Origin of the sequence: Sphingobium sp. DN12 (assembly GCF_051058005.1) — a bacterium.
GTDB lineage: Bacteria > Pseudomonadota > Alphaproteobacteria > Sphingomonadales > Sphingomonadaceae > Sphingobium > Sphingobium yanoikuyae.
Genome location: NZ_CP173717.1, coordinates 4,878,631 through 4,897,314, shown reverse-complemented (window position 1 = coordinate 4,897,314; position 18,684 = coordinate 4,878,631). Strand labels below are relative to the sequence as shown.

Sequence of the window (18,684 nt, the reverse complement as noted above, 5' to 3'; positions counted from 1 at the left end):
TGAATGCTGCCCCCAAAATACCAACAAAAATGCCCCTGAGGGCACGACTATCGGACGCAACAAGATGGTTCGGAAAAGCGCCCCCGCTCTTCCGAGTCTGATACATCGACTGACATTATGACGACCGCCAGGAAGTGATTCGATCAGCGGCCGGAGGATCAAAATAGACAGGGCCGCTTCGCCGGATCAAGGGCGCGTCGCTTCAAAAAACTGAAATAAAGACGTTGACTCGGGAATCCCGCAGAAAACCGCAGATTCACAAATTATGACTATTTTTCAGTGAATTACTTGGTAGCGATTCTGACGATACGGCTCGAATCGTGAGAAATTCGCGGGTCAGAGAAATGACTATTCCGTGACTCCAGCAGAAAAAGCCCGCTCCGGCGATCCGGAGCGGGCTTTTCAGATAAGCGGGTAGCTTAACGTAAGGCTTAGGCGATCGCGCCGACGGCCTTGGTCAGGCGGCCGAACTTACGAGCGGCCGTGTTCTTGTGCAGAACACCACGGGCAACGCCGCGGGCCAGTTCGGGCTGGACAGTCTGAAGCGCGGTCGCAGCAGCATCCTTGTCACCGGCGAGGATGGCGGCTTCCACCTTCTTCACCAGGGTGCGGATCCGGCTGATGCGGGCGCCATTGATCGCGGCGCGACGCTCATTGCGACGGATGCGCTTCTTGGCTTGCGGCGTATTGGCCATTCTATTCCTCGGTTCTCATCAAATCTCGGGAAGAGGCCCGTCGGATTCGCCAACCAGCCTCGTGAAGGTGCGCCCCTTACAGCTGTTCCGGGGTGTCGTCAACCAGCGAGCCCCCCGCTATTTCTGGCATTTGGGGCAATGGAAGGTCGATCGCCCCCCATCGACTCGGCGCTGCACGGTGCCACCACAGGGGCAAATCTGTCCTTCGCGCCCATAGACTCGCCATTGGTTGGAGAAATAGCCCAATTCGCCATCCGGCCGCGCATAATCGCGCAGAGTGGAACCGCCGGCGACGATGGCGGCGGACAGAACGGTACGAATCGCTTCTACCAGCAAAGTGAGTCGGGGCTTCGATATGCGCCCTGCCGCTCGAGTCGGGGCGATGCCCGCCATGTTCAGCGCTTCGCATACATAGATATTGCCCAGCCCCGCGACGATGCGCTGGTCGAGCAACGCCGCCTTGATCGACGTCGCCTTGCCATCCAGCGCCTGCGCCAGATAGGCCGCGTCGAAATCCGGCCCCAATGGCTCCGGCCCCATGCGGGTGAAGGGGGCATAGCCCTGCCAGGCGTCACTGCGCACCAGATCCAGCGAGCCGAAGCGGCGCGGGTCGTTGAGCGAGAGAAGATGCCCGTTGCCCGTCTCCAGCAACAGATGGTCATGCGCCCCGATTTCCGCCGGATCGATTCGCCATCGCCCCGACATGCCGAGGTGGAAGATCATCATGTCGCCGCGATCGGTTTCGATGAGGCCATATTTGGCCCGGCGCGACAGTCCCGTGACGGTGGCGCCGGTCATACGCTGACGCAGGTCCACCGGAATCGGGAAGCGCAGATCGGCGCGGCGCGGCTCGACCCGTGTGAGGGTCGCGCCCTGCAAGACGGATCGCAGGCCGGAAACGGTGGTTTCGACTTCGGGAAGCTCTGGCATGGCCCCTATGTAGGATGCCGGATAGCGGAACGACAGGGGCCTTTACACCCAGCGCCCAACCCATGCCTTCGCGCCGGACTGACGCTGAAACTGCGTAATCACACAAGAGCGGGATTCGCCGCATCGCGTGAGCGCGCATAGCGCTTCCATCTGGCACGATCAGGCTCTAGAGCGAACCGCATGAGCGAAACAGCATCTTTCGGCTATCGCGACGTCGATGCCGCCGAGAAGGCCGGCATGGTCCGCGCCGTATTCTCCAATGTCGCCGCCAAATATGACCTGATGAACGACGCCATGTCGGGCGGCGCCCATCGGCTGTGGAAGGACCAGTTCGTCAAGCGAGTGAAGCCGCAGCCGGGCGAACAGATATTGGACATGGCCGGCGGCACCGGCGACATCGCCTTTCGCATGCACAAGCTGGGCGCGCACATCACCGTATCCGACATCAATCCCGAGATGCTGGCCGTTGGTGTCGAGCGCGCGCAGAAGAAGGGCTATGAGGGCCTCATCTGGTCGGAACAGAATGCCGAGACGCTGACCTTCGGCGATCGGGAATTCGACGCCTATACGATCGCCTTCGGCATCCGCAACGTCACCCATATCGACATGGCGCTGCGCGAGGCGCACCGCGTGCTGAAGTTCGGCGGCCGTTTCTTCTGCCTGGAATTTTCGACCACCATCTGGCCGGGCTTTTCCGACGTCTATGACAGCTATTCGCACAAGCTGGTGCCACAGCTGGGCAAGCTGTTCGCCAATGACGCCGACAGCTATCGCTATCTGATCGAATCGATCCGCCGCTTCCCGCCCATGCCCAAGTTCGAGGGCATGATCCGCGACGCCGGTTTCGTGAATACCAAGGTCGAGCCGATCCTGGGCGGACTGGTGGCGATCCATTCGGGCTGGAAGATCTGACGCCCGCATGACCACCCACGCGACTCATATCTGGCGGCTCCTGAAATGGGGCCGGACACTCGCACGCCATGGCGCCCTCACTGGCATCGAACGCGATCCGCTGACGCCGACGCCGGTGCGCCGGCTGGTGCGCCTTGCCCGTTTTGGCGCGCGCGTGCCCAAGCAGCCACGCTATGCCGATGCGTTCCAGTCGATCGGCCCGGCCGCGATCAAGCTGGGCCAGACGCTGGCGACCCGCCCCGACCTGGTCGGTGAGGAGGCGGCGAACGACCTGTTGCGCCTACAGGACGCCCTGCCCCCCGTCCCGTTCGAGACGATCCGCGCCCAGATCGAGCAGAGTTTTGGCCGGCCGCTGGAGCAGGTCTATGCTCGTTTCGACGAGCAGCCTGTCGGAGCCGCATCGATCGCGCAGGTGCATCGTGCCGTTACCAGCGACGGCCGCGAGGTCGCGGTCAAGGTGATCCGGCCCGGCGTGATCGACCAGTTCAACCGCGACATCCAGACCTATGAATGGGCCGCCGCCCATGTCGAGATGCTGGGCGGCGAAGTCGCCCGCCTGCGCCCGCGCCTGGTCATCGCCAATATGAAGCGCTGGACCGCGCGCGAGCTGGACCTGCGGCGCGAGGCGGCATCGGCGTCCGAACTGGCCGAGGCGATGGAGGCGATGCCGGGCTATCGCGTGCCCGCCATCGACTGGGACCGCACGACCGGCAAGGTCATGACGATGGAATGGATCGACGGCATCAAGATCTCCGATCGCGATGCGCTGATCGCCGCCGGCCATGACCTCAAGGACATCGCCGCGCGGCTGGTCAACGCCTTCCTGCGGCAGGCGATCGCCGAGGGCTTCTTCCACGCGGACATGCATCAGGGCAATTTGTTCGTGAAGGGCAATGGCGACATCGTCGCGATCGATTTCGGCATCATGGGCCGGATCGACCGGCGCGCGCGCATGTGGCTGGCCGAGATTCTCTATGGCCTGATCACCGGCAACTACAAGCGCGTCGCCGAAATCCATTTCGAGGCGCAATATGTGCCCGGCCATCATAATGTCGACGAGTTCGCCACCGCGCTGCGCGCCGTGGGCGAGCCGATGCGCGGCAAGCCGGCGAGCGAATTGTCGGTCGGCGGTATGCTGGACGGGCTGTTCGCCATCACCCGCGATTTCGACATGCAGACCCAGCCGCACTTGCTGCTGCTGCAAAAGACGATGGTGATGGTCGAGGGCGTCGCCCATCAGCTCGATCCCGAAATCAACATGTGGGAAACCAGTGGTCCCTATGTGAAGGAATGGCTGCGCACCGAATTGGGGCCGGAAGCCAAGGCCGCCGATGCGCTGATCGAGAATTGGCGCCTGATCCAGCGGTTGCCGGCACTGGTCCGCCGCATCGAGGACGCCTTCCCCGAAAAGGGCGGTGCCCCGCCACCGCTGCCGCTGGGCGACGTGAAGCTGATCCAGGTCGGCGGCGGCTGGCGCTATGGGCTGGTCGCTCTGCTGGCGGCGGCGATCGGCGCCGGGGCGATGGCCGCGGCCACGACCTTCTTCTAAGTCGGCGACCGGACTGGACAAGTCCCGGTCGCGCGACCAAATGTTGGCCATGACCCAGCGTGTGCTTCTCATCGTCTCCGGCGGCATTGCGGCCTATAAGTCGCTGGAACTGGTGCGCCAGCTGCGTAAGCGCGGCATCGCCGTGCGCGCGGTGCTGACCGAAAGCGCGCAGCAGTTCGTCACGCCGCTGAGCCTGGGCGTGCTGACCGAGGATCATGTCTATGGCGACATGTTCGACCTGAAAGAAGAGCGCGAGATCGGCCATATCCAGCTGTCGCGGCAGGCGGACCTGATCGTCGTCGCGCCGGCGACCGCCAACATCCTGGCGAAGATGGCGGCGGGTATCGCCGATGATCTGGCCACCACGATCCTGCTCGCCACCGACAAGCCGGTGCTGGCGGTACCGGCGATGAATGTGCGCATGTGGCACCACAAGGCGACACAGCGGAACCTGGCGCAACTCCATGCCGATGGCGTCCACATCATGACGCCCGACGATGGCGAGATGGCCTGCGGCGAATATGGCAAGGGCCGCCTGCCCGAGCCGGAAGCGATCGCGGCGGAGATCGGGCGCCTGCTGACCGACCCGGCTTTGCCCGATCCGCTGGCGGGTCAGCCTGATTTTGCCGGCGCTGATCAGCCGTTGACTGGGCGCCATGTGCTGGTGACCGCCGGACCGACCCATGAGCCGATCGATCCGGTGCGCTACATCGCCAATCGCTCTTCGGGCAAGCAGGGCTTTGCCATCGCCGCCGCCGCTGCGCGTGCCGGGGCGAAGGTGACTTTGGTGGCGGGGCCCGTGCATCTGCCGACGCCTGCCGGGGTCACCCGCATCGATGTCGAGACCGCGCGCGAGATGCTGGCCGCGGTCGAGGGCGCGCTACCCGCCGACGCCGCGATCATGGTCGCTGCCGTCGCCGACTGGCGCACCGCCGATGCGGCCGAGCAGAAGCTGAAGAAGGATGGCTCCGGCCAGCCCGCGCCGCTCGCTCTGGTCGAAAATCCCGACATATTGGCGACGCTGGGCCATCATGCCCGCCGTCCCCGCCTGCTGATCGGCTTTGCCGCCGAAACGCAGAAGATCGCCGAACATGCACAGGCCAAGCTGGCCCGCAAGGGCGCCGACTGGATCGTCGCCAATGATGTGTCGGGCGACGTCATGGGCGGCGACAGCAACAGCGTCCAGATCGTCACATCCGCCGGCATCGAAAGCTGGGCTGCCATGGCCAAGAGCGATGTCGCCACCAAACTCATTGAAAAGGTTGCCAATGCCCTCTCCGCTGCCGCCGATTGATATCCAGCTCATGCGCCTGCACAATGGCGAAGGGCTCCCCGTCCCCGCCTATGCGACCGCGCACGCCGCCGGCATGGATGTGGTGTCGGCCGAGGAGATCATCCTCAATCCCGGCGATCGTCATCCGGTCGCGACCGGTTTCGCGCTGGCGATCCCCGAAGGTTATGAGATTCAGGTGCGGCCCCGTTCCGGCCTGGCGCTCAAGCATGGCATCACCCTGCCCAACGCCCCCGGTACGATCGACGCCGACTATCGCGGCGAACTCAAGGTGCTGCTGATCAACCATGGCGCCGATCCCTTCCCGATCAAGCGGGGCGATCGCATCGCGCAACTGGTGGTCGCGCCGGTTCAGCTTGCGAGCTTCGTCGAGGTCGATATGCTCGACGATACCGTCCGGGGACAGGGCGGCTTCGGTTCTACGGGAGTATGACCATCATGATGACCCCGCTGCTTTCGCTGATGCTTGCCGCCGCCACGCCGCAGGCTGCGCAACCCATGCCGCAGGATCTGAGCGAAGTACCGGAAATTCCCGACTGGCTGGGGCGCAAGAATTCGCCGCAATGGTCGGAAGAGGTCGCCAAGCTCTATCGGCGTGGCGCGTGCAGCGGTGCGGTCAATCGCCAGGGATCGCAATATCTGGAAATGGACATGCTGTTCCTGTTGAGCGGGGACGGCAAGCTGATGAAGATCGCCCCTGTCAATGCCAGCTGCCCGGGCGTGGAAAAATTCGTCAGCAACCGCATTCTGAGTTCGCTCGGCCGCAGCTTCCCCAAGACCGGCTCGGCCGAACCGGTATGGATGCGCTCGCAGGTACGCTTCCTCTGGTCGGATGCGCCGTGACGCTGACCGACGATCAACTGGAGCGCTATGCCCGCCATATCGTGCTGAAGGAAATTGGCGGCGCCGGCCAGGCGCGGCTGCTGTCGGCCGATGTCGCGGTGATCGGTGCGGGCGGCATCGGTAGCCCGGCCATCCTCTATCTGGCGGCCGCCGGCGTCGGCACCATCCGGGTGATCGACGATGATGCGGTCACCCTGTCCAACCTGCAGCGTCAGGTGCTGTTCGGCACCGATGATATCGATGCGCCCAAGGCGGAAGCGGCAATGGCGGCCGTTGCACGCCTCAATCCCGACATCAAGCTGATCCCGATCAACGCGCGGATCGATGCGGACAATGCCGCGATGCTGCTGCGCGAGGCCGATGTCGTGCTGGACGGGTGCGACAGTTTCGCGACCCGGCTGGTGGTGGCCGACGCAGCGCAGGCGCTGCGCATGCCGCTGGTCTCGGCGGCAGTCGGCCCGTTCGAGGGGCAGCTCGCCACCTATCGCGGCTGGGAGACGGACAAGCCCTGCTATCGCTGCCTGGTGGGCAGCCCGGTTGACGCGGCCGAACGCAATTGTTCGGAAACCGGTGTGATCGGCGCGCTGACCGGAGTGATGGGCAGCCTGGCGGCGCTGGAGGTGATCCGGGCGCTGGTCCCGTTCGGCACCGACATGGCGGGACAGTTGCTGATCGCGGACCTGCTGGCGATGCGGTTCCGCACGCTGGGCGTCCCCAAGGACCCGGCCTGTCCGGGCTGCGCGGCGGAACTGTGCGCGCACTGAGGATCGTCGTCATCACGGCCGATGCGGAGCGGCTGCGCGGCGCATTGGTGATGGCGACGGCGCAGGCCGCGCTGGGCGGCGAAGCCAGCCTGTTCCTGCAACTGGAGGCGGTGGCGCTGCTGGCCTCACCGCTGGCCGCGCCGGAAGATGCCGCGCATCAGGCGGCGGGCCTGCCGACGCTTGCCGAACTGCTGGCCGAGGCGCTGGACATGGGGGTGGCCCTGATCGCCTGCCAGAGCGGCCTTGCCCTGTCGGGCCTGTCCGCCGACGCCCTGCCCGCCGGGGTCGAGATTGGCGGCCCGCTTTCCTTCCTGCAACAGACCGACGACGATGCCCGGCTGCTGATCCCCTGAATCAGTCGCACAGGAAGATATCCTCGATGCGGAGGTCGAACAGGTCGGCGATGCGGAAGGCGAGCGGGAGCGAGGGGTCATATTTGCCGGTCTCGATCGCGTTGACGCTCTGGCGCGAAATGCCAAGCTGGGCGGCGAGATCGCTCTGGTTCCAGTCGCGTTCCGCCCGCAAGATCTTGAGCCGGTTCTTCATGCGCGGCCGCCGGGCAGGATCGGCGCCAGCAGCAGGCCCAGATTCCACAGGATGAAGGCGGCATAGGCGGGCGCATGGGGGGCAAGACCCGATCCTTCGAGCAGGCCCCAGACGGTGGTGATGACCAGCATGAAACCGGCCGCGATCAGCGCACGCCGGGCATGGACCATGCGCAGATATTCGTCGGCCTCCTCCACCAGCAGCCGGCCCATCGCCCAGATGAAGCCGATCAGCGGCGGCGCCGGCAGCAAGGCGACGAGCACGGCCCAGATGCCCGCCGGATGCCATTCGCGCTGGATGGTGATGGCCGCGACCACGGTGACGACATTGGCGATCATCAGCGGCACGACCCGGCCGATATAGCGGGCGATCGCCGATCCCGGCACGCCGCGCGCCAGCCGCATCGCTTCCCAGATCAGCCAGCCCAGCGCCAGCAGGCCCGGCACCATCAGCGGCAATTTGCCGTTGCCGCTGATGGTGAAGATGTTGGCGGCGACGGCGGCGGCCACCATCAGCACCGTGAACAGCGCGGCCGCCGCGCAGATGCGCCAGGGAAAGGGGTGGATGGGTTCCGGGGCGATCATGACTCGTGCCTCCTGCTCTGAAAGGGTCAAGCGTCCTTTACAGAAGCAGGAAGCAATGAGTCAATGAACCTTTACATTTTATCGTGTATGCTTGTCAGAACTGGCCATAGCGCTCATTGCCAACAAAGCCGAGCTTGGTGACGCCGGAACGGCGGATGTCGGCCAGCGTCTGGTCGACCACCAGATAGCGGGCAGCGGCATCCGGCTGGAATTGCAGTTCAGGCTCGACCGGCATGGCCAGCGTCTGGGCGAGATAGCGGCGCAGCGTCAGGGCATCGACCGCCATGCCGTTCCAGCGGACCACGCCCGATGCGTCGATCGTCACCTTGTTCTTGATCGGATCGGGTTTGGGCAGGCTGGTATCGACCGGCGCCTGGGGCAGGTTGATGCCCACGCTGTGGGTCTGGATCGGGATGGTGATGATGAACATGATCAACAGCACGAGCATGACGTCGATCAGCGGCGTCGTGTTCATCTCGCCCATCGGCGCTTCATCCTGTGCGCCACGGGATTTTGCAAAGCTCAAAGCCATAAGTCCCTCCTGCACTGATAATGATATATCAGCACATAAAACATGCGCCCGTGGGTGACTCTTGGCAAGAGGGCTTCTATTGACAGGGCAGACCGCCCATTTATGGGGAAGGCGCGGCTTTTTGGGCCGCGCAACCTGAACATTTCACAGAAAGACCCCCCGTGTCCGCCATGCTCAAGATCACCCTGCCCGATGGTTCCGTGCGTGAAGTCGCGCCCGGCACTACTCCGGCGGACATTGCAGCGGCGATCGGGCCGGGCCTGGCCAAGGCGGCGATCGCCGCGAAGGTCGACGGCGAGCTGCGCGACATCATGCGCCCGCTGGAACAGGATTCGCAGCTGGCGCTGGTAACGGCGAAGGACGAGGCCGACGCGCTGGAACTGGCGCGCCACGATTTCGCCCATGTGCTGGCCGAAGCGGTGCAGGCGCTGTTCCCCGGCACGCAGATCACCTTCGGCCCGGCGACCGACGACGGTTTCTATTATGACTTCGCGCCCAAGGATCGCCCCTTCACCGAGGAAGACCTGCCCGCGATCGAGGCGGAGATGCGCAAGATCATCGCCGCCAACAAGCCTTTGCGCCGCGAAGTGATCGCCCGCGACACGCTGATCGCCCAGTGGGAAGCCGCCGGCGAAACCTTCAAGGCGCAATGGGCCGCCGAACTGCCGCAGGGCGAGGAACTGACCGTCTATCATTCGGGCGACGGCTGGTACGACATGTGCCGCGGCCCGCATCTGGCCTCCACCGGCAAGCTGGACCCGGCCGCCTTCAAGCTGACCCGCGTGTCGGGCGCTTACTGGCGCGGCGACCAGAAGAATGCGATGCTGAGCCGCATCTATGGCACCGGCTGGCTCAACAAGAAGCAGCTCAACGAGCATCTGACGCGGCTGGAAGAAGCGGGCAAGCGCGACCATCGCAAGCTGGGCGCGGAGATGGACCTGTTCCACCTGCAGCAGGAAGCACATGGCAGCGTCTTCTGGCACCCCAAGGGCTATCTGATCTGGCGCGAGCTGGAAGCCTATATGCGCCGCGCGATCGACGATGCGGGCTATCGCGAGGTGAAGACGCCGCAGGTGATGGACGCGCGCCAGTGGGAGCAGTCCGGCCATTGGGGCAAATATCGCGAGAATATGTTCGTCATCCCCGACGAAGTGCCGAATGTGGCGGACGAAGGCCCGCTGGTGTCGGACGATGTCGACTGGATGGCCTTGAAGCCGATGAACTGCCCGGCGCACATCCTGATCTTCAAGCAGGGGATCAAGAGCTATCGCGACCTGCCGCTGCGCTTCTACGAAAATGGCTGCTGCCACCGCAACGAGCCGCATGGCGCGCTGCACGGCCTGATGCGGGTGCGCCAGTTCACCCAGGACGACGCCCATATTTTCTGCCGCGAAGACCAGATCGTCGAGGAAGTGCGCGCCTTCTGCGCGCTGGCCGACCGGATCTACCGGGATTTCGGCTTCACCTACTCGATCAAGCTGGCGCTGCGCCCGGAAAAGCGCTTCGGCACCGAGGAAATGTGGGACAAGGCGGAAGAGGAACTGCGCAACGCGGTTGCCGCCGCCGGCCTCAACACGCCCGAATATGGCTGGGAAGAACTGCCCGGCGAAGGCGCCTTCTATGCGCCCAAGCTGGAATGGCACCTGACCGACGCGATCGGTCGCACCTGGCAGGTCGGCACCATCCAGTCGGACCGCGTGCTGCCCGAGCGGCTCGACGCCAGCTACATTGCCGAGGATGGCGAGCGTCACCGGCCGGTGATGCTGCACCGCGCGATCTTTGGCAGCTATGAGCGGTTCATCGGCATCCTGATCGAACATTATGCCGGCAAGTTCCCGCTGTGGCTGGCGCCGGTGCAGGCGGTGGTCGCGACGATCGTGTCGGATGCGGACAATTATGCGCTGGACGTGGTCGAGAAGCTGCGCGCCGCCGGCATTCGTGCCGAGGCCGACGTGCGCAACGAGAAGATCAACTACAAGGTGCGCGAACATTCGCTGGGCAAGGTGCCCAACCTGCTGGTCGTCGGCCGGCGCGAGGCGGAAGAAGGCACGGTGGCGCTGCGCGAACTGGGCAAGGATGGCCAGACCATGCTTTCGCTGAGCGAAGTGATTGCGCGCCTTGAAAAAGAAGGTCGCGCACCCGATATGGGTTGAGGCAGCAATGCCACAGGGTGCGTGATTCCGTTACGACGGAGACACGCACCCCTTTCGGTTTTGTAGAAAAGCCGCTAAGAGCCACTCGGTTTTAATAGACTCAGGAGAAGCTGCTATACGTCCCCCGATGATGCGCCGCCCACTGGCGCCGCCGCCGAAGTCCGGCCCCCGGTACAACGAATTCATCACCGTGCCCAAGGTGCGCGTGATCGATGACGAAGGCGAAAATCTGGGCGTGATGTTTACGCAGGAGGCGATCGAACAGGCCGCCGACGTTGGCTTGGACCTGGTCGAAGTGTCGCCCAACGCCGATCCGCCAGTCTGCAAGTTCCTGGACATCGGCAAATTCAAGTACGAAGCCCAGAAGAAGGCGAACATCGCCCGCAAGACCCAGAAGACGCAGGAACTCAAAGAGATCAAGATGCGTCCGAACATCGACGATCATGATTATGATACGAAGATGAAGAAGGTCCATGATTTCATCGGCGACGGCGACAAGGTGAAGATCACCCTGCGCTTCCGCGGCCGTGAACTCAGCCACCAGCAGCTGGGCATGAACCTGCTCCAGCGCGTGGCGGAAAATGTCGCCGAGATCGCCAAGGTCGAAGCCTATCCGCGCATGGAAGGCCGCCAGATGCTGATGGTGCTGTCGCCGAAATAAGCGGCGGGGCGACATCGAAGAACATGCTAACGGGCGGGGTCTGGCCACAGACTCCGCCCGATACGCATTTGAGCGCGGCTTAGTCGATCAACAACGTGCCAGGCGTGGCGCGGGCATCCAGCGTCAGTTGCAGGAAGGCCAGATCGAGCCATTGGCCGAATTTCATGCCGACCTGCGGCAGCAGGCCGACCTGGGTGAAGCCCAGTTGCTCGTGCAACCGGATCGATCCGATATTGCCGGCCTCTATGCCGGCAACCATGACATGCTTGCCGATCGCGCGGGCACGATCGATCAGGGCCAGCATCAGCGCCTTGCCGATTCCCGCCCCGCGCTGATCGGCGCGGACATAGACCGAATGTTCGACCGTGTTGCGATAGCCATCCCAGGCGCGCCAGTCGCCAAAGGAGGCATAGCCAACCACGTCGCCCAGCGCATCGACCGCCACCAGCACCGGATAGCCCTGCCCCTGCCGCTCCGTCAGCCAGGCGAGTCGATCGGCGGCATCCACCTGATGATCGTTCCAGATCGCCGTCGTGTTGACGACCGCGTCATTATAGATGGCCGCGATGGCCGGCGCATCGGCCGGGCCGGCATCCCGAATGGTCATTGGCGCAGGTCACTCCTTGATGGGTTCATATAAGGGCTCAGGCGGCGTTCGGCACGATCAGATATTTCTCGCCGGTGCGGCGGGCATTATAGGCCAGCACCGCGTCGCGCGTCAGCGCATCCTTGAGCGACAGGCGCGCCTTATAGTGGCTCGCGAAGAGGCCGGTGAGATTGTCGCGCACGCGGGCGCGCATCCGCTCCACCGTTTCTGCCCCCGCCTGCGCCAGGAAGGGCGTCAGCAGCCAGCCGCCGACCCGCCAGCTGAAGCCGAAACTACGCGTCAGCAGGGTCGGCGACAGGTCGAGCGCGCCATAGATATAGGCCTGCTTCATGGTGGCGGAGCCATAACGGCTATAGGTGGCGCCCGCACTCGCCACCTGCTCCATCGCGCCCAATATCCGGCTGACCAGCGATCCGCCGCCAATCGCGTCGAAGGCGATGGTCGCCCCCGTTTCGGTCAGCGCGGCGACCAGCAGTTCGGCAAAATCATCGGCCGTGCTGTCGAGCACATGGCGCGCGCCCAGATCGCGCAGCAGGGCGACCTGGGCCGGGCTGCGGACGATATTGACCAGCGGGATGTCGTCCGCCTGGCAGATTTTGACGAGCATCTGGCCAAGGTTGGAGGCGGCCGCGGTATGGACCAGCGCCTTGTGCCCCTCTGCCCGCATGGTTTCGACGAAGCCAAGCGCGGTCATCGGATTGACGAAGGCCGATGCCCCCTGCTCCGCCGTGGCATCATCCGGCAAGGCCATGCAGGCACGCGCATCGACCAGCCGATATTGGGCGTACATGCCGCCCGGCACGCAGGTGACGCGCTTGCCGAGCAGCGCCTGTGCCTCCGGCGCTTCGCCTGCCGCGATCACCGTGCCAGCCCCTTCATTGCCGACCGGCATGGCTTCACCCAGGCGCGAGGCCATGGCGCGCATCGATGCCTCGGGCATCTGCGCCACCAGATAGCCATCGCCATATTCGGCATGGTCGACATCGGCCGACCCCAGCAGCAACCCGAGATCGGATGGATTGATCGGTGCCGCCTCGACCCGCAGCACGACCTGAGATCCGGTCGGCGCTGGCAGGGTCTGTTCTGCCAGCGATACGGTCAGGCGGCCATCGGGCGCGAGGGTCGAGAGAAGGTGCAGGCCGGTGATGTCGGACATGAGGAGGCTCCCTTGGCGGCGATGAAAGGGGCTTAGCCTGCCACGTCGCCATCGACCAGCATCGGCGCGATCAGGCGGCGGGAACCGCGCGGTAGAGCGTGGGATACATGGCGCGGAATGCCTTGAGCTTGGGCATGTCCCAGCGCTGGATATAGGGATGATAGGGATAGCGGGCCATGAAATCCTGATGATCGGCCCCGGCATCCTGGAAGCCGGTGAAAGGCTCCACCCTGGTCACGATCGGGTCGCGCCACAGCCCGGCCTTCTGCAACTGCGCCAGATAGGCGCGCGCTGCCTTGTCCTGCTCGGCATTGAGCGGAAAGAGCGCGCTGCGATATTGGGTGCCGCTGTCGGGCCGCTGATAATTGAGCGTGGTGGGATCGGTGATGACCGAGAAGAAGATGCGCAGCAGCGTGCCATAGCTGACGATCTTCGGATCATAGGTGACCCGGACCGACTCGGCGAAACCGGTATCGCCGCCGCTGACCATGTCATAATCGACCTTGCGGTCGCGGGGTCCGCCGGCGAACCCCGCCACAACGAGCCTGACGCCCTTCACATGGGAAAAGACACCCTCGACGCCCCAATAGCAGCCGCCCGCGAAGATCGCGGTTTCCAGCGATCGGGTCGGCTGCGCATCCAGCGCCGGAATCGGCGCGGGGACGGCAGGTTCGGCATGCAATGGAGAAGACGCGGCGGCGAGCGCCGCAAGGGGGAGTAGGAAAAGGCCCTTAGAGCGCCGCACTGCCGACAGGGGTCGCGGTCGACGCGATCGCGGTCGAGGTCAGCGCCGGCGGCTCATTATTGGGCTGAAGCGCGAACATCGCGACCGCCCCGATGGCAAAGCCACCCAGGAAGCGGAAGAACAGTTCGGATTTCAAAAACGCCAACATGGCCAAGCCTTTCTGTCGCGATATCTTCGCGATCGTCGCCCGGTAGGACATTGCGCCTTGCCCCTGTCTGAACATGATCGCGCCGGACAGCGGCTTTCGACCAAGGACGGGAGTGGAGCGACGAAATGCCACCGCACATAAGTTTCTTTACGCAACTGGCATATAGCGCCTGCGGCGTCAATCACAAGACGCTGCAGTGCGAAAAAGACCGTTTCAATTTCTGAGACAATGGAAAAATCCGGCCGCGATAGACAGTATCGCGACCGGATTTTCAAGAGCTTATTGCAGGCCGACGATCATCGGCCGGCGCTTATTTCAGCGCTGCGCACGCTTCCTGGATGCGCACGCAGGCGGTCTTGAGCACCTCTTCCGAGGTCGCATAGCTGATGCGGAAGGCCGGCGAGAGGCCGAAGGCGGCGCCATGGACGGCCGCGACCTTCGCTTCGTCGAGGAAATAGCCGATCAGCGCTTCGTCGCTGTCGATCAGTTGGCCCTTGGGCGTCACCTTGCCGATCACGCCGCTGGCGTCGGGATAGACATAGAAGGCGCCTTCGGGGGTCGGGCAGTCGAGGCCCGGCGCGTCGTTCAGCATGGCGACGACCATGTCGCGGCGCTTCTTGAAGGCGGCATTGCGCTCTTCCAGGAAATCCTGCGGGCCGGTCAGCGCCGCCACGGCCGCGGCCTGGCTGATCGAGCAGGGATTGCTGGTCGACTGCGACTGCAGCTTGCCCATCACCTTGATGATCCATTCGGGACCGCCGGCGAAACCGATGCGCCAGCCGGTCATCGAGAAGGCCTTGGAACAGCCGTTGACCGTCAGGGTGCGGTCATAAAGGTCCGGGCACACCTGGGCGATGGTGGCGAAGGGGGTCGGCGCGTACCAGACATGCTCATACATGTCGTCGGTCATCACCAGCACATGCGGGTGACGCAGCAGCACATCGCCCAGCGCCTTGAGTTCGGTCGCCGAATAGGCGGCACCCGACGGGTTGGACGGCGAGTTGAGCATCACCCACTTGGTGCGCGGGGTGATCGCGGCGTCGAGCTGCGCCGGGGTGATCTTGTAGCCCTGGCTGGCCGGGCCTTCGATGAACACGGGCGTGCCGCCAGCGAAGTTCACGATGTCGGGATAGCTGACCCAATAGGGCGCCGGGATGATGACTTCATCGCCCACGTCGACGGTGGCGACCAGCGCGTTGAACAGCGTGTGCTTGCCGCCCGAGTTCACGCTGATCTGGCTGCGCTTGTAGATCAGGCCATTGTCGCGCTTGAACTTGAAGGCGACGGCTTCCTTGACGTCGGCAGTGCCGTCGACATCGGTATAGCGGGTCAGATTCTTGCGAATGGCCTCGATCCCCGCCTCTTTCACGAAATCGGGCGTGTCGAAATCGGGTTCGCCGGCGGAAAGACCAATGACGTCCACGCCTTCGGCTTTAAGGGCATTCACGCGCGCGCTCATCGCCAGGGTGGCGGAGGGCTGGATGCGACCGAGGGCTGCGGAAGTCTGGCTCATGGCAATGATCTTTCTCCAGAGCGATGCCCAAACGGACAAAAGAGTCCGCGCTCGACGGCATCGCGACAAAAAATAATATTATCTCCTTGCCTGCCGCGCAGGCAGACGCGGCGGTCCTTAGTGCGCAAAGGACGCCGGAGCAACCGCCAGTTGCCGGTTATTGGCTTGTGCGCGTCCTAGGAAAACTATCGGACCAGCGAGGCCGCGACCATCCCGCGCGACGCATTGCCGATGAAGAAGCCGCGTTCCAGATCATGGATGCGCAGATCGCCCTCCACCGCCTCGCCCATGTCGAGCAGGCTCTGACGCAGGATTCCGCGCAGCAGCCCGCGCGAGGCCGGCGGCGTCACCAGCTTGTCGCCCCGCTCCACGAAGATGGAGGAGAAGCAGCCTTCGGTCAGATAGCCCTGTTCGTCGGTCATCAGCACCTCATAGGTGCCGCCGCGCTGCAGCGCGTCGCGATAGAGGGAACGGTCGGTGGTCTTGTGCTCCAGCCGCGGATCCGTGGCGGCGGCGAGCCGGGGCACGACCTTCACCTGCATGATCGCCTTGGGCCAGGTGCGATGTTCGCGCACCTCGATCGACACCGAGCCCTGGCGCGACACCAGCAGCCGCACGCGGCTGAGTTCGCGCAGGCGGAAAGTGGCGGCCTGAAGCTCGTTGCGCACGCTGTGGCGGTCGAAGGCGAAGCCCAGCGCCTGCGCGCTGTCCTTCAGCCGGCCAAGATGCAGTTCCAGCAGACGCACGCCTTCATGCGGATCGAAGGCCATGGTCTCGAGCAGATCATATCGTCCGTCAGCCACCGACATCGAACCTATTCACGCCCCACTGCAATCATCTTTCATCCCAGCGACAGGAAGCGCCCCTTGGCCAGGCATTCCGCCCATTCGGCCGACGCATCCGAATCCGCAACGATGCCGGACCCCAGGCCCAGGCGACCGATACCGCTTCCTTCTTCGACGCAAATGGTGCGAATGGCAACATTGAAAGCCGCGTCCCCCGCCGGATCCATCCAGCCCATCGCCCCGGTATAGACGCCGCGGGCAAAAGGCTCGACCATGTCGATGATCTCCATCGCCCGCACCTTGGGCGCGCCGGTGATCGATCCGCAGGGGAAAAGCACCCGCAACACGTCGACCGGCGCCAGCCCCGGCAGCACGCGGCCGCGAATGGTGGAGACCATCTGATGGACGGTCGGATAGGTTTCGACCTTGAACAGGTCAGGGACCGTGACTGATCCGGCCCGCGCCACCCGCGACAGATCATTGCGCAACAGGTCGACGATCATCAGATTTTCCGCGCGCTGCTTGGCGTCGCGCGCCAGCTCGGTCGCCAGGGCGGCATCCCGTTCCGGATCATGATCGCGCACGGCGGTGCCCTTCATCGGCCGCGCCGTCAGTTGCCCGCGCACCTGGGTGAAGAAAAGTTCGGGCGAGAAGGACAATATCTGATGCCCGCCAATGTTGACGACGCCGCCATAGCCGGCCTGCGCGCGCGGACGCAGCGCTGCATAGAGCGCCATCGGATCGCCGGCGAAGCGCAGTTCGCACGGGAAGGTCAGATTGACCTGATAGATGTCGCCGGCACGGATCAGTTCCTGCACCTGGTCGAACTGCGCGCGATAGTCGGCTTCGCTGACGAGCGGCCAGGGCGCATCGACGCTGACCGCCGCAGGATCGGGCAGCAGGTCCGCGACGCCATCGGCGGGGATGAAGCGGCAGCCTTCGAACAGGCCGAACCAGAGCAAGGGCATGGCCTGCGGCCCGCCCTTGGGCGGGCGGTGCGCGATCGGCGCCAGCCGCTCCTCCAGCGCCAGCCCGGCTTCATAGCTGATATAGCCGGCGGCATGCAGGCCGGCTTCGCGCGCCTCGGCGATGCGGTCGAGCGCGGGCTGCACTTCCTCCATCCGCCAGGCCGCGATAACCGACACCGGATCGCGATACAGCCGCGCGGGCGCTGCCCCCTGGACGCGCGCATCGTCGAACAGGGCAAAGGCTTCGGTGGGACCAGGCAGGCGCATGGCGTCCTCTTAACAGGCTTTGGCGCGCACGAAAGAGCGATGCAGATGGCGCCATCATTGCCCGGCGGGGCAAAGCTGGCCTAGACAGGGGCTATGTCCGACCAGCCCCCTGCCCCGACGAGCGAACCGCGTCCGTTCAAGCCGGCCTTGCTGCTGGGCCTGCGCAGCCGCTGCCCGGCCTGTGGCGAGGGCAGGCTGTTCGCGCGCTTCCTGAAACCGGTGCCGGCGTGCAGCCATTGCGGCCAGCGCTGGGACGGACATCAGGCCGATGATTTCCCGGCCTATATCGTCATCCTGCTGCTCGGCCATCTGCTGGTGCCGCTGATGATCGAGGTCAATGCCGCGCTGGCCATCCCGATCGGCTGGCAGGCCGTGCTATGGCCGACGCTGGCGGCGATATTGGGGCTGGCGATGATCCAGCCCGCCAAGGGGGCGGTGCTGGCCTTCCAATGGTCGCGCCGGATGCACGGCTTCGCCTGACGGCGCGCCGGGCCTTATTCCGCCGGCTTGCGGATGAAGTTGAGTTCCATCGCTTCGCGCAACGTGTCGTCGATCGAGCGACGGCCCTCCGCGCCATGGGTGACGACGGTGGTGTCGCAGGTGGCGACGCACACGCCCTTCTGGAAGCCGGCCGAGCTGATCGTCCAGCTGGTGCGGCCGATATGGCCGATCGCGCAATGGACCTCGAACGGATAGGGGAAATGCGATTCCTCGATGAAGTTGAGGTTCACATTGGCCACCAGCCAGCGCACGCCCTGTTCCTGCGGGTGGCGGCCCATATGGTGATGAAAGCGGATACGGGCCGTTTCGAAGATACCGGAAATGGCCACATTGTTGATGTGGCCCATGGTATCAAGATCCTGGAAACGCGTATCGATGCTCGTGATGAAGCGATATGCGTCGGGACTGAACCGCCAGGATTCGGGTTTGGCCATGTCCTGCTTTCCTTGAAATTGTTTTTTTCGCTCTTAGCCCAGCGATCTTGCGATGCAATGTTCGCGGCGAAAATGCCGCGACTGCGACCTTTATGACACA

The 18,684-nt window shown here is 64.3% G+C and carries 23 protein-coding genes; 10 read left to right on the top strand and 13 right to left on the bottom strand.

Features of this window, described 5'->3' with window-relative positions:
• Positions 1 to 431: 431 nt before the first annotated feature.
• Both rpsT and mutM read right to left on the bottom strand, forming a co-directional pair.
• A complete protein-coding gene (gene rpsT / locus ACI6S0_RS23335) occupies positions 432 to 695 on the bottom strand; it encodes a 30S ribosomal protein S20 (protein WP_010335635.1) in 264 nt (87 codons plus the stop codon).
• Positions 696 to 812: 117 nt separating this feature from the next.
• Positions 813 to 1,625 (bottom strand): bifunctional DNA-formamidopyrimidine glycosylase/DNA-(apurinic or apyrimidinic site) lyase, encoded by an 813-nt coding sequence (gene mutM / locus ACI6S0_RS23330; RefSeq protein WP_434404517.1) that lies wholly within the window; start codon positions 1,623 to 1,625, stop codon positions 813 to 815.
• A 180-nt stretch (positions 1,626 to 1,805) separates the two neighbouring features.
• Here mutM and ACI6S0_RS23325 point away from each other — a divergent pair, with 180 nt between their 5' ends.
• Genes ACI6S0_RS23325 through ACI6S0_RS23295 form a run of 7 tightly spaced genes read left to right on the top strand, consistent with a single transcriptional unit; the run spans position 1,806 to position 7,337 of the window.
• Entirely contained in the window at positions 1,806 to 2,537 is a 732-nt protein-coding gene (locus ACI6S0_RS23325; protein WP_434404516.1) for a class I SAM-dependent methyltransferase, read from the top strand.
• Between the two features lie 7 nt (positions 2,538 to 2,544).
• Positions 2,545 to 4,086 carry a 2-polyprenylphenol 6-hydroxylase gene (gene ubiB / locus ACI6S0_RS23320; RefSeq protein ID WP_099233554.1) on the top strand — a complete coding sequence of 514 codons (1,542 nt, stop codon included), beginning with the start codon at positions 2,545 to 2,547 and terminating at the stop codon, positions 4,084 to 4,086.
• A gap of 49 nt (positions 4,087 to 4,135) precedes the next feature.
• Positions 4,136 to 5,380 carry a bifunctional phosphopantothenoylcysteine decarboxylase/phosphopantothenate--cysteine ligase CoaBC gene (gene coaBC, locus ACI6S0_RS23315; protein WP_434404515.1) on the top strand — a complete coding sequence of 415 codons (1,245 nt, stop codon included), beginning with the start codon at positions 4,136 to 4,138 and terminating at the stop codon, positions 5,378 to 5,380.
• Positions 5,355 to 5,810, top strand: a complete 456-nt coding sequence (dut, locus tag ACI6S0_RS23310) for a dUTP diphosphatase (protein WP_434404514.1) — start codon at positions 5,355 to 5,357, stop codon at positions 5,808 to 5,810. The genes coaBC and dut overlap by 26 nt, the downstream gene beginning before the upstream one ends.
• 5 nt (positions 5,811 to 5,815) lie before the next feature.
• Positions 5,816 to 6,220 (top strand): hypothetical protein, encoded by a 405-nt coding sequence (locus ACI6S0_RS23305; protein WP_169863142.1) that lies wholly within the window; start codon positions 5,816 to 5,818, stop codon positions 6,218 to 6,220.
• On the top strand, positions 6,217 to 6,984 hold the full coding sequence (locus ACI6S0_RS23300) for a HesA/MoeB/ThiF family protein (protein ID WP_434404513.1): 768 nt from the start codon (positions 6,217 to 6,219) through the stop codon (positions 6,982 to 6,984). Before ACI6S0_RS23305 ends, ACI6S0_RS23300 begins: the two co-directional genes overlap by 4 nt.
• The gene (locus tag ACI6S0_RS23295; RefSeq protein ID WP_206434112.1) at positions 6,972 to 7,337 is read left to right on the top strand and encodes a DsrE/DsrF/DrsH-like family protein; all 366 of its coding nucleotides are present in this window, start codon (positions 6,972 to 6,974) and stop codon (positions 7,335 to 7,337) included. The genes ACI6S0_RS23300 and ACI6S0_RS23295 overlap by 13 nt, the downstream gene beginning before the upstream one ends.
• A 1-nt stretch (position 7,338) precedes the next feature.
• Here the strand turns inward: ACI6S0_RS23295 and ACI6S0_RS23290 are convergent, their stop codons facing one another.
• From ACI6S0_RS23290 to ACI6S0_RS23280, 3 genes are all read right to left on the bottom strand, one after another.
• Positions 7,339 to 7,530: a helix-turn-helix transcriptional regulator gene (locus tag ACI6S0_RS23290; protein WP_434404511.1), complete on the bottom strand. Its 192-nt coding sequence runs from the start codon at positions 7,528 to 7,530 to the stop codon at positions 7,339 to 7,341.
• Complete coding sequence (locus ACI6S0_RS23285; RefSeq protein ID WP_434404510.1) at positions 7,527 to 8,114, bottom strand: hypothetical protein; 588 nt, start codon at positions 8,112 to 8,114, stop codon at positions 7,527 to 7,529. Before ACI6S0_RS23285 ends, ACI6S0_RS23290 begins: the two co-directional genes overlap by 4 nt.
• 94 nt (positions 8,115 to 8,208) lie before the next feature.
• The gene (locus ACI6S0_RS23280; protein WP_434404509.1) at positions 8,209 to 8,646 is read right to left on the bottom strand and encodes an ExbD/TolR family protein; all 438 of its coding nucleotides are present in this window, start codon (positions 8,644 to 8,646) and stop codon (positions 8,209 to 8,211) included.
• A 170-nt stretch (positions 8,647 to 8,816) separates the two neighbouring features.
• Between ACI6S0_RS23280 and thrS the strand changes: the two genes are divergently transcribed.
• Both thrS and infC read left to right on the top strand, forming a co-directional pair.
• Positions 8,817 to 10,799 (top strand): threonine--tRNA ligase, encoded by a 1,983-nt coding sequence (thrS, locus tag ACI6S0_RS23275; protein WP_069337495.1) that lies wholly within the window; start codon positions 8,817 to 8,819, stop codon positions 10,797 to 10,799.
• A 127-nt stretch (positions 10,800 to 10,926) separates the two neighbouring features.
• Positions 10,927 to 11,460: a translation initiation factor IF-3 gene (gene infC / locus ACI6S0_RS23270; RefSeq protein WP_029547879.1), complete on the top strand. Its 534-nt coding sequence runs from the start codon at positions 10,927 to 10,929 to the stop codon at positions 11,458 to 11,460.
• A 79-nt stretch (positions 11,461 to 11,539) separates the two neighbouring features.
• Here infC and ACI6S0_RS23265 read toward each other — a convergent pair whose 3' ends face one another.
• The 7 genes from ACI6S0_RS23265 to pabB form a co-directional block, all read right to left on the bottom strand.
• Positions 11,540 to 12,067, bottom strand: a complete 528-nt coding sequence (locus ACI6S0_RS23265; protein WP_434404508.1) for a GNAT family N-acetyltransferase — start codon at positions 12,065 to 12,067, stop codon at positions 11,540 to 11,542.
• 37 nt (positions 12,068 to 12,104) lie between these two features.
• Positions 12,105 to 13,223 carry a zinc-binding dehydrogenase gene (locus tag ACI6S0_RS23260; RefSeq protein WP_434404507.1) on the bottom strand — a complete coding sequence of 373 codons (1,119 nt, stop codon included), beginning with the start codon at positions 13,221 to 13,223 and terminating at the stop codon, positions 12,105 to 12,107.
• A 70-nt stretch (positions 13,224 to 13,293) separates the two neighbouring features.
• A complete protein-coding gene (gene msrA, locus ACI6S0_RS23255; RefSeq protein WP_434404506.1) occupies positions 13,294 to 13,968 on the bottom strand; it encodes a peptide-methionine (S)-S-oxide reductase MsrA in 675 nt (224 codons plus the stop codon).
• Positions 13,955 to 14,116 (bottom strand): hypothetical protein, encoded by a 162-nt coding sequence (locus tag ACI6S0_RS23250; protein WP_170319005.1) that lies wholly within the window; start codon positions 14,114 to 14,116, stop codon positions 13,955 to 13,957. The genes msrA and ACI6S0_RS23250 overlap by 14 nt, the downstream gene beginning before the upstream one ends.
• Positions 14,117 to 14,426: 310 nt before the next feature.
• The gene (locus ACI6S0_RS23245) at positions 14,427 to 15,629 is read right to left on the bottom strand and encodes a pyridoxal phosphate-dependent aminotransferase (RefSeq protein WP_434404505.1); all 1,203 of its coding nucleotides are present in this window, start codon (positions 15,627 to 15,629) and stop codon (positions 14,427 to 14,429) included.
• Between the two features lie 185 nt (positions 15,630 to 15,814).
• The gene (locus ACI6S0_RS23240) at positions 15,815 to 16,438 is read right to left on the bottom strand and encodes an aminotransferase class IV (protein WP_004210299.1); all 624 of its coding nucleotides are present in this window, start codon (positions 16,436 to 16,438) and stop codon (positions 15,815 to 15,817) included.
• Between the two features lie 32 nt (positions 16,439 to 16,470).
• Positions 16,471 to 17,649 carry an aminodeoxychorismate synthase component I gene (pabB, locus tag ACI6S0_RS23235; protein ID WP_017500848.1) on the bottom strand — a complete coding sequence of 393 codons (1,179 nt, stop codon included), beginning with the start codon at positions 17,647 to 17,649 and terminating at the stop codon, positions 16,471 to 16,473.
• Positions 17,650 to 17,742: 93 nt separating this feature from the next.
• On the opposite strand from pabB, the gene ACI6S0_RS23230 reads away from it, so the two are divergent.
• On the top strand, positions 17,743 to 18,129 hold the full coding sequence (locus ACI6S0_RS23230) for a DUF983 domain-containing protein (RefSeq protein WP_434404504.1): 387 nt from the start codon (positions 17,743 to 17,745) through the stop codon (positions 18,127 to 18,129).
• Positions 18,130 to 18,143: 14 nt separating this feature from the next.
• Here the strand turns inward: ACI6S0_RS23230 and ACI6S0_RS23225 are convergent, their stop codons facing one another.
• The gene (locus ACI6S0_RS23225) at positions 18,144 to 18,584 is read right to left on the bottom strand and encodes an acyl-CoA thioesterase (protein ID WP_004210293.1); all 441 of its coding nucleotides are present in this window, start codon (positions 18,582 to 18,584) and stop codon (positions 18,144 to 18,146) included.
• Positions 18,585 to 18,684 lie beyond the last annotated feature (100 nt).

Coding starts and splice junctions, on each gene's coding strand:
- rpsT (WP_010335635.1), bottom strand. CDS start 695: ATGGCCAATACGCCGCAAGCCAAGAAGCGCATCCGTCGCAATGAGCGT.
- mutM (WP_434404517.1), bottom strand. CDS start 1,625: ATGCCAGAGCTTCCCGAAGTCGAAACCACCGTTTCCGGCCTGCGATCC.
- ACI6S0_RS23325 (WP_434404516.1), top strand. CDS start 1,806: ATGAGCGAAACAGCATCTTTCGGCTATCGCGACGTCGATGCCGCCGAG.
- ubiB (WP_099233554.1), top strand. CDS start 2,545: ATGACCACCCACGCGACTCATATCTGGCGGCTCCTGAAATGGGGCCGG.
- coaBC (WP_434404515.1), top strand. CDS start 4,136: ATGACCCAGCGTGTGCTTCTCATCGTCTCCGGCGGCATTGCGGCCTAT.
- dut (WP_434404514.1), top strand. CDS start 5,355: ATGCCCTCTCCGCTGCCGCCGATTGATATCCAGCTCATGCGCCTGCAC.
- ACI6S0_RS23305 (WP_169863142.1), top strand. CDS start 5,816: ATGATGACCCCGCTGCTTTCGCTGATGCTTGCCGCCGCCACGCCGCAG.
- ACI6S0_RS23290 (WP_434404511.1), bottom strand. CDS start 7,530: ATGAAGAACCGGCTCAAGATCTTGCGGGCGGAACGCGACTGGAACCAG.
- ACI6S0_RS23285 (WP_434404510.1), bottom strand. CDS start 8,114: ATGATCGCCCCGGAACCCATCCACCCCTTTCCCTGGCGCATCTGCGCG.
- ACI6S0_RS23280 (WP_434404509.1), bottom strand. CDS start 8,646: ATGGCTTTGAGCTTTGCAAAATCCCGTGGCGCACAGGATGAAGCGCCG.
- thrS (WP_069337495.1), top strand. CDS start 8,817: ATGCTCAAGATCACCCTGCCCGATGGTTCCGTGCGTGAAGTCGCGCCC.
- infC (WP_029547879.1), top strand. CDS start 10,927: ATGATGCGCCGCCCACTGGCGCCGCCGCCGAAGTCCGGCCCCCGGTAC.
- ACI6S0_RS23265 (WP_434404508.1), bottom strand. CDS start 12,067: ATGACCATTCGGGATGCCGGCCCGGCCGATGCGCCGGCCATCGCGGCC.
- ACI6S0_RS23260 (WP_434404507.1), bottom strand. CDS start 13,223: ATGTCCGACATCACCGGCCTGCACCTTCTCTCGACCCTCGCGCCCGAT.
- ACI6S0_RS23250 (WP_170319005.1), bottom strand. CDS start 14,116: ATGTTGGCGTTTTTGAAATCCGAACTGTTCTTCCGCTTCCTGGGTGGC.
- ACI6S0_RS23245 (WP_434404505.1), bottom strand. CDS start 15,629: ATGAGCCAGACTTCCGCAGCCCTCGGTCGCATCCAGCCCTCCGCCACC.
- ACI6S0_RS23240 (WP_004210299.1), bottom strand. CDS start 16,438: ATGTCGGTGGCTGACGGACGATATGATCTGCTCGAGACCATGGCCTTC.
- pabB (WP_017500848.1), bottom strand. CDS start 17,649: ATGCGCCTGCCTGGTCCCACCGAAGCCTTTGCCCTGTTCGACGATGCG.
- ACI6S0_RS23230 (WP_434404504.1), top strand. CDS start 17,743: ATGTCCGACCAGCCCCCTGCCCCGACGAGCGAACCGCGTCCGTTCAAG.
- ACI6S0_RS23225 (WP_004210293.1), bottom strand. CDS start 18,584: ATGGCCAAACCCGAATCCTGGCGGTTCAGTCCCGACGCATATCGCTTC.